The organism is Segatella copri (assembly GCF_009494395.1).
Lineage (GTDB): Bacteria > Bacteroidota > Bacteroidia > Bacteroidales > Bacteroidaceae > Prevotella.
The window spans coordinates 13481-27431 of the sequence record NZ_VZCB01000094.1 but is presented as its reverse complement, the minus strand read 5'-3'; the positions used below and the strand labels follow the sequence as shown (position 1 = coordinate 27431).

Here is a 13951-nt window from a genome sequence, read left to right as displayed (position 1 = left end):
TTCTAATTGAAGTTTTAAATTATTTACCAGGGAAGTCTCCCTTTACAGTAATACCCATACTTCTTGCAGTACCAGCGATGAGCTTCATAGCTGACTCTACAGTAAAGCAGTTCAAGTCCTTCATCTTATCCTCAGCGATTACCTTTAACTGATCCCAAGTAAGAGAAGCAACCTTCTGACGATTAGGCTGAGCAGAACCACTCTTAATCTTTGCAGCCTCTTTCAACTGTACTGCAGCAGGAGGAGTCTTGATAACGAAATCGAACGACTTGTCAGTGTAGTATGTAATAACAACTGGCAATACCTTACCTGCTTTGTCCTGGGTACGGGCGTTGAACTCCTTGCAGAATCCCATGATATTAATACCTTTAGAACCCAGAGCAGGTCCTACTGGAGGTGAAGGATTTGCAGCGCCACCTTTAATCTGTAATTTGATTAATCCAGCAACTTCTTTAGCCATTTTCTTGTTAATATTTAAAATTGAAACTTATAAAAGGATCTAAAATTCTCGTAACAGAATCCTATTCCTTTTCTACTTGCATAAAACCTAATTCCAACGGAGTTTTACGTCCGAAGATCTTAACCGTTACCTTCAGCTTGTGTTTCTCCAAGTTAACCTCTTCGATAACACCACTGAATCCACTGAATGGACCTTCCATTACCTTAACAGTATCATTAACGAGATAAGGACAATCAAGATTCTCCTCAAACTCAGTCTCTTCTGCTGCTCCCAACATTCGATTGATATCTCTCTGTGGGACAGGTGTAGGCTCATCCAATCCTCCAAGGAAACCTAGAACGTTAGGCATGAAACGCAGTGTATGCGCAACATCACCCTTCAGTTTAGCCTCCACAAAAACATAACCTGGAAGAGATACTTTTTCTTTAACAACTCTCTTACCATTACGCACAGCCGCATGCTTCTCAACTGGTATAAGCACCTGAGAAACATTTGCTGCAAGTAAGTCATTGTGCTTCATCTCAGCTTCGATGTATTCTTTCACCTTAGCCTCCTTACCGCTTACGGCCTTGAGCACATACCATTTATTTCCTGCGTCTGCCATTTCCTTTAAAAATTAACCTGGATAAACAACACCCATAAAGGCTTTGAATATAGAGTCCATCGCGAACACCACCAATGCAATGACTAGGGAAGCAGATAATACAACCATTGCACTATGAGTAAGTTCGGCACGTGATGGCCAAGTAGTCTTATGCGCAAGTTCATCGTAACATGCCTTGCAATAATTTACTATTTTATTCATATTATCTTCTATTTTGCACGGGTTGAAGGGCTCGAACCCTCGACACCTGGTTTTGGAGACCAGTGCTCTACCAACTGAGCTAAACCCGTAAGTAGCTCCCACTTCCGCAGAAGCGGGAGCCTTTATTTAGTAAATAGAGTATTCTAATTACTTAATGTCGTCAAGAATTGCTGTGATCTGACCAGAACCTACTGTACGACCACCCTCGCGGATAGCGAAACGAAGACCCTCGTTCAAAGCAACCTTGTAGATCAATTCTACCTCGATCTCTACGTTATCACCAGGCATTACCATCTCAACTCCCTCTGGAAGCTTGATTTCACCTGTACAATCCATAGTACGGAGATAGAACTGAGGACGATACTTGTTACCGAATGGTGTATGACGACCACCCTCTTCCTTCTTCAATACATAGATAGAAGCCTTGAAGTGATCGTGAGGAGTAATAGCACCTGGGTGTACAACTACCATACCACGCTTAACCTCTGCCTTATCAATACCACGGAGGAGCAAACCTACGTTATCACCTGCCTCACCTTCAGCGAGAACCTTACGGAACATCTCAACACCAGTGATAACAGACTTCTTATCCTCACCGAGACCGAGCAACTGAACTTCGTCACCAACCTTGCAACGACCAGTCTCGATACGACCTGTAGCAACAGTACCACGACCTGTGATTGAGAATACATCCTCGATAGGCATCAAGAATGGCTTATCAACCTCACGCTCAGGCTCCTGAATCCACTCGTCAACGGTATCCATCAAAGTCTCAACAGACTTAACCCACTTCTCAACACCATTCAAAGCACCGAGAGCAGAACCACGGATGATAGGAGTATCCTCTTCGTAACCATACTGCTCGAGGATCTCATGAACTTCCATTTCAACGAGTTCGAGCATCTCCTCATCTTCAACCATATCGCACTTATTCAAGAAAACAACCAAGCGAGGTACGTTTACCTGACGTGCAAGAAGTACGTGCTCACGTGTCTGTGGCATAGGACCGTCAGTAGCAGCAACTACCAAGATAGCACCATCCATCTGAGCAGCACCAGTAACCATGTTCTTTACATAGTCAGCGTGTCCAGGACAGTCAACGTGTGCATAGTGACGCTTTGCTGTCTCATACTCGATGTGAGCAGAGTTGATAGTGATACCACGCTCTTTCTCCTCAGGAGCATTATCAATCTGATCGAATGACTTAACTGCCTCAGATGTACCGAGCTTCTCATTCAATACCTTAGAGATAGCAGCGGTCAGAGTAGTCTTACCATGGTCAACATGACCAATTGTACCAATGTTAACATGCGGTTTGGTACGCACGAATTCTTCTTTAGCCATAGCTTTTCTTTTTATTTATATAAATGAATAATCTGTTCCTCTACCATCCTAAAGCATCTAGAACGATAGAGCTGTAACTGAGAGTTGAACTCAGGACCTCTTCCTTACCAAGGAAGTGCTCTACCACTGAGCTATTACAGCAAGTTAATAAATTGAGCGGAAAACGGGGCTCAAACCCGCGACCCCCAGCTTGGAAGGCTAGTGCTCTATCAACTGAGCTATTTCCGCTTATCAAAGAAAGTGGGTAGTGATGGATTCGAACCACCGAAGGCATAGCCAGCAGATTTACAGTCTGCCCCATTTGGCCACTCTGGTAACTACCCATAGACTTTCTTTTCGAGCCTCTTGTCGGATTCGAACCAACGACCCCGAGATTACAAATCACGTGCTCTGGCCAACTGAGCTAAAGAGGCAATCTTTACAGCCGCAATACGGCTAAGTTTTCGACCTATCGGAAAACGGCTGCAAAGATACAACTATTTTTTGAATCCACAAAATTTTTTCGTGTTTTTTTTATCGATTCCTTGTTTTTTCTTTAAATTTGGTCAATTGAACCTTCATAGAATCCACTGCCTGGTCAACTCCCTCCTCAAAAGTATCGCATGTCTTCTCCACGAACAACTGGGTTCCTGGGACTGCAACATCGAGATGAACTTCCTTGTTAAGGGCAGTAGCAGGTTTTACGACCTTTAATTGCACCTCTACTTTCTGTATATCTTCATAAGTTTTCTCCAACTTGGCGATTTTCTTTTCGATAAACGCCTGTAACTTCTCAGTAGCGTCGAAATGAATCGACTGAATCTTAATTTCCATAGTGACCTCCAATTTTTAAAAGGTTATGCCCTTGGATGGGCTTCATTATAAACTCGCTTTAACTGTTCGAACGTTGTATGCGTATAAATCTCCGTAGTAGAGAGCTTGGCATGTCCCAACAGTTTTTTCAAACTTTCAATACCAACATGATGATTCAACATTGCCGTAGCAAACGTATGTCTCAAGACATGTGGACTTTTCTTTTTCAACGAGCAGACCCTCGAGAGGTTTTCCTTCACAATAGAGCGAACATTTGCAGTACTCATCCTCGTCCCCTTTCTAGAAAGGAACAAAGCATCCGACTTTCGCTCCAAGCTAAGATTCCTTAGCCTTATATATCCTTGTAAAGTTTCACAAAGCTCGTCACCAAACGGAATGACACGCTGCTTATTTCCCTTTCCCGTGACCTTCAACTCTTTATTCAGAAAGTTGACATCCTCATCATTCAAGCCAACCAGTTCCGAGACTCGCATCCCAGTTTCATAGAACGTTATAATTAAGGTACGCGCACGTACACTATTATAATCAGTCCCCCACTGTTGCTTATCCAGCAAATCCTCCAACTCACTCTCTTTCAAGAATTGCGGCAGAGGTTTTTCTTTTTTCGGCCCTTGGACTTGATAAACAGGATCACTTTCCACATAATGCCTCGACAAGGCAAAACGATAAAAAGTCTTCAAAGCACTCAGTCTTCTACAGACTGAAGTAGCCTTATTTCCCTCGTCAATCATCTGAGCCATCCAGTTACGGACGAGATCAGCATCAACGGTTTCCCAAGAGAAGGAATCAGACAAGTCCCTAGCAAACTTCTCGAAGTGTTTCAAATCATCCCGATAGCTTTCTACTGTCCTTTGCGACCTATTCAGTTCGCACTCTAAGTATTCTAAGAACTTGTCAATATTCAGCATAACGTTGCTCATTCTGTTATTCGGCAACGAAGTTACGAAAATTAATTCAAACTACCAAATTTTTTGAGGATTTTTTACTATTATTCCTCGTTTGCGCGCAACTGCTGTACGTAAATGGCGTGTTCCATCTTGAGACGCTTCAAAACAGATGGCTTGTCGTACTGCTGACGAGCACGCAATTCCTTAACAACACCTGTCTTTTCAAACTTTCTCTTAAACTTCTTGAGAGCTCTCTCGATGTTCTCACCGTCCTTAACTGGTACAATAATCATTTTTTTGCTTTTAATTTATAATGTTAAACTTATATTATTTCTTGCGTAATGGGCATGATGCCACAATTTGCGGGTGCAAAATTACATCTTATTTTTCAGATAACCAAGAATTTAGACGTTTTTTTTGTTTTAACGCCTTCATTTTATGGCTTTTGTGGCATTTTCTAGCCATTTTTTCTCCTCTTCATCAAGATAAGGAGCCAATTCTGCATACACCTTAGCATGATATTCATTGAGCCAAGCCAGCTCTTCCGGCATGAGCATTGTCAAATCAATTGGTGCTGTATCTATCGGACAAAGGGTTAGAGGTTCTATCTGTAAGAACTTACCGAATTCCGTTTTCATATAACCGGAAAGCAAGACTGTGTTTTCGATACGTACTCCAAACTTTCCCGCCAGATAGAGTCCTGGTTCATCCGTCAAAGTCATGCCGGCACGTAATGGAGTCGGCATATACTCCATTCGGATTTGGTGAGGTCCTTCATGCACGCTCAGATAGGATCCAACACCGTGACCTGTACCATGCAGGAAATTGAATCCTTCTCTCCACATGCACTCTCGTCCCAAAGCATCGAGTTGAGTACCGGAAGCGCCATCAGGGAATTTAGCCAATTCCAACTGTATATGAGCCTTCAGTACCAACGTATAGATGTGTTTCATTTCCTCGGTAATCGGCCCCAGAGCAATGGTACGGGTAATATCAGTAGTGCCATCCTGATATTGTGCACCTGAATCAAGGAGCAGCAATCCCTCCGGCTTCAAAGGAATATCAGTTTCCGGCGTTGCCTCATAATGAACGATAGCTCCATGAGCCTGATATCCAGCAATTGTGTCAAATGAGATATCACGGAACAATTTCTGTTCTGCACGCAAAGCAGTCAACTTCTTATCGATTGAGATTTCGGTTTCCCCTCCAGCCTCAACAGCCGGAAGCAGCCATTTGAGGAATTTCACCATCGCCACACCGTCTTTCAACATCGCACTACGATATCCGGCTATCTCGGCCTCATTCTTCACAGCCTTCATTGCCGGTATTGGGGAAGAAGCTTGAACTATCTCCTGACATCTTACTGCTTTCCAAAGATAATAACTGGTTTCGTTACCATCCAGGAGAATATTATATTCAGAATAAGCCTTCAGCCCCTCTTCCACCTTATTACATTTATATATAGAGACACCGTTGGATTCCAGATATGCACGTATCTCGGAGCTGACTTTAGCTTCATCAACAAAAAGTGACACCTTGTCCGAAGCTATCAGGAGATAGCTGACAAACACAGGGACGCAATGCACATCAGTACCACGCAGATTCAGAGTCCAGGCGATATCATCCAGGGCAGAAACCAACATGCCATCAGCATGCTGAGCTCTTAAAGCCAGTCTGATACGCTTAATCTTAGAAGGAACATCCTCACCAGCAAATTCCATTGGCTGAATTTCTACAGGTTTCAAAGGAATGGAAGGACGATCTTTCCAAATTTCCTCCAACGGATCAAAATTGGTACGAACCGTGATGCCGCCTGCTTTACGCAAATCAGCAATCAATCCTGAAGTTGAGGTATAGGAATTAACCCATCCGTCCAGACCCACTTCTGGAGAGTCTACATCCTGCAGCTCCTTCCCCAGCCATTCTGCAATCGAAAGAGTTCCCGGAATTTTCAATTTCATCAACTGAAACTCAGTACCTTTCAACTGTTCCTCAGCAGCAAGAAAATAGCGGGAGTCTGTCCACAACGCAGCAGAATGCATGGTCACGACTGCTGTTCCTGCAGAACCATCAAAGCCTGATATCCAAGCCCTACCCATCCAATGGTCAGCAACATACTCACTTTGATGAGCATCAGTACTAGGAAAAATGAACGCAGCAAGATGCTCACGCTTCATAACCTCCCTTAAACTTTCCAATCTTTGATTAATCATATTCATCGGCACACATTATTATAATTATACATTTCGTTTATTACTACCATTCCTCTCTGGAAAGAGAAGAAAATATAGTATTTTGCTAATTAGAGATTACAAAGATACGAATTTTAAGAATTAATCACAAATTTAAGCGGAAATAAATGCACGTTTTACATTACTTTTTAGTAATTTTGCGGTCGGAAAGCCAAAAGAGCGAGATTTACGGTCTTTTTATCTGATGACAATCCAGCAAAACAAAAGTTGCAACACATTGCAACTCAGTAAGCAAGAAATTTATAAACATCTTAAATAAAATATTGTAGTTATGGAATTTTTAACAAATGACAAGCTCGTTATCGTCGGTGCAGGCGGTATGATTGGTTCAAACATGGTTCAGAGCGCTTTGATGCTCGGTCTTACTCCTAATATTTGTCTCTACGACATCTTCGAGCCAGGTGTTCACGGTGTTTTCGATGAGATTCAGCAGTGCGCATTCCCTGGTGTTAACGTTACTTATACAGTAAATCCAGAGGAAGCTTTCACTGGTGCTAAGTACATTATCTCTTCTGGTGGTGCTCCTCGTAAGGAGGGTATGACTCGTGAGGACCTTCTCAAGGGTAACTGCAAGATTGCTGCTGAGTTCGGTGACAATATCAAGAAGTACTGCCCAGAGGTTGAGCACGTAGTTGTTATCTTCAACCCAGCTGACGTTACAGCTCTTACAGCACTTATCCACTCAGGTTTGAAGCCAAACCAGTTGACATCACTCGCAGCTCTCGATTCTACTCGTCTGCAGCAGGCTTTGGCCCTCGAGTTCGGTGTACAGCAGGATAAGGTTACTGGCGCTCACACTTACGGTGGTCACGGCGAGCAGATGGCTGTATTCGCTTCTCAGGTTAAGGTTGACGGCAAGCCATTGGCAGAGATGGGTCTTTCTGACGAGCGTTGGGAAGAGATCAAGCACCACACAGTACAGGGTGGTTCTAACATCATCAAGCTCCGTGGTCGTTCTTCATTCCAGAGCCCAGCTTACAACGCAGTTAAGATGATCGAGGCTGCTATGGGTGGTGAGAAGTTCACATTGCCAGCAGGTTGCTATGTAAACCACGACAAGCTCGGTTTCAAGAACGTAATGATGGCTATGCCTACTACTATCGACAAGACTGGTGTTCACTTCACAGAGCCTACAGGTACTGAGGAAGAGCTCGCTAGCCTCCAGAAGTCTTACGAGCACCTTTGCAAGATGCGCGATGAGATCGTAGAGCTCGGCATCGTTCCTCCAGTAGCTGAGTGGAAAGAGATGAACCCTAACTTGTAATTCTCCGCTTCGGATTTTTAGAAGTTAACTCGATAAGGGCTGAATCGTGAAAATGCTTCATGATTCAGCCTTTTTTGATTTCCATTTTTCCTGCCTTCAGCCACTTTATCCACAAATACGCCATAAAGTTACACTTTTCTGTAAATCGGGTTATACGACTTTGGCATTATTTTTGTAATTTTGCACACAGAAATTACAAATAAGAAAGGATAATAGAAAAGTATGGAACAGATAAAGAACAAATCATTCGGAGGCGAGCGCCCTCTCTTCGGTGCTCACGATGTACGTCTGGAGGACATCACGATTACAGATGGCGAGTCTGGCATCAAGTGCTGCAAGAACATAGAATGCCACCATTCCAAGTTTTATGGCAAATACCCTTGGTGGCATGTGGATGGTTCCCTCATCACAGACTGCTACTTCGCCCCAGAAAGCCGTTCGGCCATCTGGTATAGTGATAATATGGTGATGAAAGACTGCACCATCGATGGTCCTAAGTTCTTCCGCGAAATGAAGAACCTGGAATTGGAAAACGTAAACATCACAGATGCTGATGAGACTTTCTGGAAGGTAGATGGCTTGAAACTGAAGAACGTAAAACTCCACGATGGAACTTATCCATTCATGTTCTCCAAGAATATCTATGTAGACGGACTTGAGAGCGACTCTAAATATGTATTCCAATACTGCAGAAATGTGGAGATTCACAACGCAAAGATTACAACCAAGGACAGTTTCTGGGAATGCGAGAATGTAACCGTCTATGATTCGGAACTGAATGGTGAGTATCTGGCCTGGCACAGCAAGAACATCAAGTTCGTACGTTGCCACATCAGCGGCGAGCAGCCTCTCTGCTACATGGACCATGTAACTCTGGAGGATTGCACCTTTGATAAGGAATGCGACCGTGCCTTCGAGGATTGCACCAACATCGATGCACAGATTAAGGGAAGTATCACCAATATCAAGAACCCTATCTCCGGAAGAATCGAGGCAGACGAAGTGGGAAGCGTAACATATACTGAGTTTGCCAAAGCGCCAAAGGGTGCATGTAAAATCACAGATAAATCGAAATAGTTTAAGAGGTAATTACAGAAATGACAACAATCAAGTAAATTACTTATTGTTCCCATAACTAATTATTCTTACACTTAACTGAAATCTCCGTTCATCGACGCTGAACGGCGGTTCAACGACGTTGAATGTACATTCAGCGTCGATGAACGTACATTCAACGTCGATGAACGAAGATTTCAATTAGGAGAAAAAGAGAATGATCCTATATAAATAAGAGATTTATCCTATATAAATAGAAGAAATAACATAGATAGAAAACAAATATGAAATACAATTTTGATGAAATCATCAAACGTCGTGGAACCAACTCATACAAATGGGATTTGGTGAAGGAAGACGGCGTTATTCCGATGTGGGTAGCAGATATGGATTTCCAGACTGCTCCCTGCATCATCGAAGCTCTTCAGAAGCGCGTAGCTCACGGCATCTTCGGCTATACCCTCGTACCAGATTCTTATTACGAGGCTATCATCAGCTGGTTCTCCCGCCGCCACCAGTGGAACATTGAGAAAGACTGGATTCTCTATACTTCAGGCGTTGTACCAGCCATTTCTTGCTGTTTGAAAGCCATCTGCATGCCTGGAGAGAAGGTGCTGGTACAGACTCCAGTATACAACTGTTTCTTCTCCTGCATTACAAACAGCGGCTGCGAAGTAGTAGAAAACGAACTGAAACGTGTGGGCAACTGCACTTATGAGATAGATTTCGAAGACTTCGAGCGCAAATGTGCCGATGAGAAGACCACAGCCTTCATCCTCTGCAATCCTCACAATCCAGCCGGAAGAGTCTGGAAGAAAGAGGAACTGGAGCGAATGAACGACATCTGTCTCAAGCACGGTGTAAAGGTCATCGCAGATGAAATCCATTGCGAGCTCATCATGCCAGGCTATCAGTATACTCCATTTGCCAGCATCAGCGAGGCTTGCCGTGACAACTGCGTAGTATTGAATTCTCCATCTAAGTCATTCAATATTGCAGGCCTTCAGATAGCCAACATTATCTGTCCGGATGCAACATTGCGCCGCCGCATCAACCGTGCCATCAACATCAACGAGGTTTGTGACGTAAACCCATTCGGCGTTATCGCTCTCCAGGCAGCTTACAATGAGGGAGAAGAATGGTTGGATGAATTGAACCAATATCTCTACGAGAACTATCAGGCAGTAAAGGAATTCTTCAATACCGAATTGCCACAAGTTCGCGTTACCCGCCTTGAAGGCACCTACCTGGTATGGCTCGATATCCTGCCATTCGAACTGTCAAGCGACGAGGCTTATGAGAAGCTGATGAATGATGGCAAGGTATTCGTCAACAGTGGTACGATGTATGGCAGAAAGGCTGGCCAGGGCTACCTGCGCCTCAACATCGCCTGTCCTCGCAAGATCCTAATGCAGGGATTGATTCGCATCGCACGCGTTCTCAGCCAGTATATGGATGAAGAAGATTTAAGCGGATGCCCTGCATAAAAGAGAGAAGAAAGAGAAAAGATTTCTAAATAAAATGTTTAAAACAAGATAAGATGGAAAATGAAGTTTTGAAAGCCATTAAGGAGAGAAGAAGTATTCGTCGCTTCAAGGCAGATCAGATTACCGACGAAGAGTTGAAGACGGTATTGGAAGCCGGCACATGGGCAGCTACAGGTCATGGAACCCAGGAGCCTTTCATCATTGCCGTTCAGAATCCTGAGATTTGCGCCCAGCTTCGCAAGATGAACGCAGACATCATGGGTGTAGAGAGCGATCCTTACTACGGAGCGCCAACCATCGTCATCGTCCTGGCTCCAGAAAGTAATGTGAACGGAGTAAAAGACGGCAGCCTCATCTTGGGCAATATGATGCTTGCAGCCCACTCTATCGGTCTTTCTTCCTGCTGGATCAACCGTGAAGACGGTATGTTCGCTTCAGAAGAAGGCAAGAAGTTGATGAAGGACTGGAATCTGCCAGAGGGATTGATGGGCGTCGGAGCCCTGGCATTGGGTTATGCTTCTGCACATCCTCACACCGTGAAGCCTCGCAAGGAGGATTACTATCGCATCATCAAATAAAGGTACACCGCCTGGTTTATGAAACATATATATATAAAAAGGTCTCATGAAGGAAAGTATTCATGAGACCTTTTCTTGTATATGTATATAATGAAGCTATTACAACTTTACACTTGCCAATACCTTATCTGTAGCTCCAGCCAAATGAGCCACGAAGGCTCCAGCCTTATCGCCTGCCTGCTTCAGGAAAGCCTCATCGTTCATCATGGAACTCATCAGTCCATCGAAGTCCTCATAGGTATTGATTTCAAAACCTCCACCCGATTTCAGCAAGCCCTGAGCCTCCTGGAACTTTTTGTTGTTTGGACCGAAGATTACCGGCATATTCCATACGGCAGCCTCCAGGGTATTATGAATACCCACACCAAATCCACCGCCGATATAAGCCACATCACCATAGTTATACATGCTGCTCAGCAATCCGAAGCAATCGATAATCAGCACATCAGCCTTGGCTGCCTCCTCAGGAGTAGTCTGCGTATAGCGCACCACCTTCTTATTCTTCAGCAAGGAGAGAATCAGTTTCAGATGCTCCTCGGCAATCACATGAGGTGCAATCAGCAGTCGCCAGTCCTTATGCTCATTGAAGAAACGGATAAAGATTTCCTCATCAGGAGGCCATGAACTACCTGCCACGAAGACCTTATAGTCTGGATGAGATGCTTTCTCAGAAGACGCAGCAGAATCAGAACCAGCCACCCCACTTCTGAAAGCTTCGCAGATAGGCAAATGCTTTGCCGCCTCCTTTATCTGGAGAACACGGTCGAAACGGGTATCTCCTACCACATCCACATCAGTGATTCCGATGCTTTCAAGCAATCGCTTGCTTTCCTCATTCTGAACAAAGAAACGGGTAAAGCACTTCAACACACCAGCATAACTTCTGCCATACCACTTGAAGAACACCTGATCCTCACGGAAAATACTGCTCACACTATAGGTAGGAATATTGCGATGCTTCAGGATATGAAGGAAATTAGACCAGAACTCATACTTGATGAAGAAAGCCATCACAGGACGTACAAGGCGGAGGAAACGAATGGCATTCAGACGGGTATCTACTGGCATATAACAGATGATGTCTGCACCCTCATAGTTCTTGCGCACCTCATAACCAGAAGGAGAATAGAAGGTAAGCAAAATCTTATACTGCGGATATTCCTTGCGGATGCGTTCCATCAAAGGACGTCCCTGTTCAAACTCGCCGAGCGAAGCTGCATGAAACCAAATGTACTTAGCTGTAGGATCCACCTTCTGCTTCAATATCTTGAAAGCCTCACGTTCGCCACGCCACATCTTGCGCACCTTTTCATTAAACAAGCTGGCTATGGCTATGCCCCAAAGGACGAAATAGATTACGATATTATAGATCATGATATTTCTTTATATTGGTTACTATCTATAAATACGTGAACTCTCTGAGGAAAATGCCGCCACATGTGCAGAACATATTTCCCCAGAGAGATATTTATATCTGTGAATTAACCCAAAACTTCGATAGCCTTGCGAAGACGACGCAATGTCTCCTCCTTACCGAGGAAGGCAGAGATGTCGAACATTCCAGGGCCCTTACCCTCACCAACAAGAGTCAGGCGGAAGGCGTTCATCACATCACCGAGCTTATAGCCCTTGTCCTCTACCCATTTCATCACGATAGGCTCCTGACCCTCGATTGAGAAGTCCTCAATACCCTCGAGTACCTCAGCGAGTTCGGTCATCTGCTGTGCAGAATACTCCTTCCAGCGCTTCTTGACTGTCTTTGCATCATACTCTGTAGGAGGAATGAAGAAGAATGAGCACAATGGCCACAACTCATAGACGAAGTTCACACGGTCCTTCATCATGTGTACCACCTGCTTTACGCGGTCCAAAGTCTCCTCTACACCATTGTTTGCCACAATAGGTGCAAAGAGATTGGCAATCTCATCATCACTCTTCATGAGGATATACTCATGGTTGAACCAGATGCCCTTCTTGAAGTCAAACTTGGCGCCAGCCTTAGAGCAACGGGAGATATCGAATGCCTTCACCAACTCATCGAGAGAGAAGATTTCCTGCTCTGTACCAGGATTCCAGCCTAGGAGCGCCAGGAAGTTGACTACAGCCTCTGGGAAGTAGCCACTCTCACGATAACCAGAAGAAACCTCACCCGTCTTAGGGTCATGCCACTCCAATGGGAATACAGGGAAACCAAGGCGATCGCCATCACGCTTAGAGAGCTTACCCTTACCCTCTGGCTTGAGGAGCAAAGGCAGGTGGGCGAAGCGAGGCATAGTATCCTCCCAACCGAAAGCCTGATAAAGGAGAACGTGCAATGGAGCACTAGGCAACCACTCCTCACCACGAATCACGTGAGAGATTTCCATCAAGTGGTCGTCCACGATATTTGCCAGGTGATAAGTAGGCAATTCATCAGCACTCTTATAAAGCACCTTGTCATCCAGGATATCGCTCATCACCTTCACATCGCCACGAATCATATCGTTCACGTGAATCTCCTGACCCGGTTCAATCTTGAAGCGTACAGTATATTGCTTACCATCTGCGATGAGCTGATCTACCTCCTCCTTGGAAAGGGTAAGAGAGTTGCGCATCTGCATACGGGTATGAGCATCATACTGGAAGTTCTGAATCTCGGCACGCTTAGCCTCCAACTCCTCTGGAGTATCAAAAGCGATGTAAGCCTTGCCGTTGTCCAGGAGCTGCTGCACATACTTCTTATAGATGTCGCGACGCTCACTCTGGCGATAAGGACCATGCTCACCACCGAAGCTCACACCCTCGTCAAACTGGATGCCGAGCCACTTGAAAGATTCCAGGATGTATTCCTCAGCTCCAGGAACGAAACGATGAGAGTCTGTATCCTCAATTCTGAACACGAGCTCGCCACCATGCTGGCGAGCAAACAAATAATTATAGAGGGCGGTACGAACACCACCAATGTGCAATGCACCTGTAGGACTTGGGGCGAAACGCACCCTTACTTTTCTATCTGTCATGTCTTA

14 protein-coding genes and 5 tRNA genes are annotated in these 13951 nt (G+C 44.6%); 4 read left to right on the top strand and 15 right to left on the bottom strand.

What is annotated here, in order from left to right:
• Nucleotides 1-19: 19 nt before the first annotated feature.
• The 13 genes from rplK to F7D73_RS12770 form a co-directional block, all read right to left on the bottom strand.
• A complete protein-coding gene (gene rplK, locus F7D73_RS12830) occupies nt 20-460 on the bottom strand; it encodes a 50S ribosomal protein L11 (RefSeq protein ID WP_153125277.1) in 441 nt (146 codons plus the stop codon).
• A 61-nt stretch (nt 461-521) separates the two neighbouring features.
• Complete coding sequence (gene nusG, locus F7D73_RS12825; protein WP_153125275.1) at nt 522-1064, bottom strand: transcription termination/antitermination protein NusG; 543 nt, start codon at nt 1062-1064, stop codon at nt 522-524.
• A gap of 12 nt (nt 1065-1076) precedes the next feature.
• Nucleotides 1077-1265, bottom strand: a complete 189-nt coding sequence (secE, locus tag F7D73_RS12820; RefSeq protein WP_006848848.1) for a preprotein translocase subunit SecE — start codon at nt 1263-1265, stop codon at nt 1077-1079.
• Nucleotides 1266-1281: 16 nt separating this feature from the next.
• A tRNA-Trp gene (locus F7D73_RS12815) sits at nt 1282-1354 on the bottom strand.
• Nucleotides 1355-1412: 58 nt separating this feature from the next.
• Nucleotides 1413-2609 carry an elongation factor Tu gene (gene tuf / locus F7D73_RS12810; RefSeq protein ID WP_153125272.1) on the bottom strand — a complete coding sequence of 399 codons (1197 nt, stop codon included), beginning with the start codon at nt 2607-2609 and terminating at the stop codon, nt 1413-1415.
• Between the two features lie 69 nt (nt 2610-2678).
• Nucleotides 2679-2750, bottom strand: a tRNA-Thr gene (locus F7D73_RS12805).
• A 14-nt stretch (nt 2751-2764) separates the two neighbouring features.
• Nucleotides 2765-2837, bottom strand: a tRNA-Gly gene (locus F7D73_RS12800).
• A gap of 13 nt (nt 2838-2850) precedes the next feature.
• A tRNA-Tyr gene (locus F7D73_RS12795) sits at nt 2851-2932 on the bottom strand.
• Between the two features lie 16 nt (nt 2933-2948).
• Nucleotides 2949-3022: transfer RNA gene (locus tag F7D73_RS12790), tRNA-Thr, on the bottom strand.
• Nucleotides 3023-3122: 100 nt separating this feature from the next.
• Nucleotides 3123-3422, bottom strand: a complete 300-nt coding sequence (gene hpf / locus F7D73_RS12785; protein ID WP_153125270.1) for a ribosome hibernation-promoting factor, HPF/YfiA family — start codon at nt 3420-3422, stop codon at nt 3123-3125.
• A gap of 23 nt (nt 3423-3445) precedes the next feature.
• Entirely contained in the window at nt 3446-4327 is an 882-nt protein-coding gene (locus F7D73_RS12780; protein ID WP_153125354.1) for a tyrosine-type recombinase/integrase, read from the bottom strand.
• Between the two features lie 83 nt (nt 4328-4410).
• Nucleotides 4411-4602, bottom strand: coding sequence for a 30S ribosomal protein S21 (rpsU, locus tag F7D73_RS12775; RefSeq protein ID WP_006848852.1), 192 nt, complete (start codon nt 4600-4602; stop codon nt 4411-4413).
• A 138-nt stretch (nt 4603-4740) separates the two neighbouring features.
• Complete coding sequence (locus tag F7D73_RS12770) at nt 4741-6528, bottom strand: aminopeptidase P family protein (protein WP_153125268.1); 1788 nt, start codon at nt 6526-6528, stop codon at nt 4741-4743.
• 304 nt (nt 6529-6832) lie between these two features.
• Between F7D73_RS12770 and F7D73_RS12765 the strand changes: the two genes are divergently transcribed.
• The 4 genes from F7D73_RS12765 (at nt 6833) to F7D73_RS12750 (ending at nt 10946) form a co-directional block, all read left to right on the top strand.
• Nucleotides 6833-7825: a malate dehydrogenase gene (locus tag F7D73_RS12765; RefSeq protein WP_089543944.1), complete on the top strand. Its 993-nt coding sequence runs from the start codon at nt 6833-6835 to the stop codon at nt 7823-7825.
• A 222-nt stretch (nt 7826-8047) separates the two neighbouring features.
• Nucleotides 8048-8902: a DUF3737 family protein gene (locus F7D73_RS12760; RefSeq protein ID WP_153125266.1), complete on the top strand. Its 855-nt coding sequence runs from the start codon at nt 8048-8050 to the stop codon at nt 8900-8902.
• A 263-nt stretch (nt 8903-9165) separates the two neighbouring features.
• On the top strand, nt 9166-10368 hold the full coding sequence (locus F7D73_RS12755; protein ID WP_153125264.1) for a MalY/PatB family protein: 1203 nt from the start codon (nt 9166-9168) through the stop codon (nt 10366-10368).
• A gap of 53 nt (nt 10369-10421) precedes the next feature.
• Entirely contained in the window at nt 10422-10946 is a 525-nt protein-coding gene (locus F7D73_RS12750; protein ID WP_089543947.1) for a nitroreductase family protein, read from the top strand.
• Nucleotides 10947-11045: 99 nt separating this feature from the next.
• Here the strand turns inward: F7D73_RS12750 and F7D73_RS12745 are convergent, their stop codons facing one another.
• Nucleotides 11046-12317: a 3-deoxy-D-manno-octulosonic acid transferase gene (locus F7D73_RS12745; RefSeq protein WP_367383723.1), complete on the bottom strand. Its 1272-nt coding sequence runs from the start codon at nt 12315-12317 to the stop codon at nt 11046-11048.
• A gap of 110 nt (nt 12318-12427) precedes the next feature.
• Nucleotides 12428-13945: a glutamate--tRNA ligase gene (gltX, locus tag F7D73_RS12740; RefSeq protein ID WP_153125259.1), complete on the bottom strand. Its 1518-nt coding sequence runs from the start codon at nt 13943-13945 to the stop codon at nt 12428-12430.
• Nucleotides 13946-13951 lie beyond the last annotated feature (6 nt).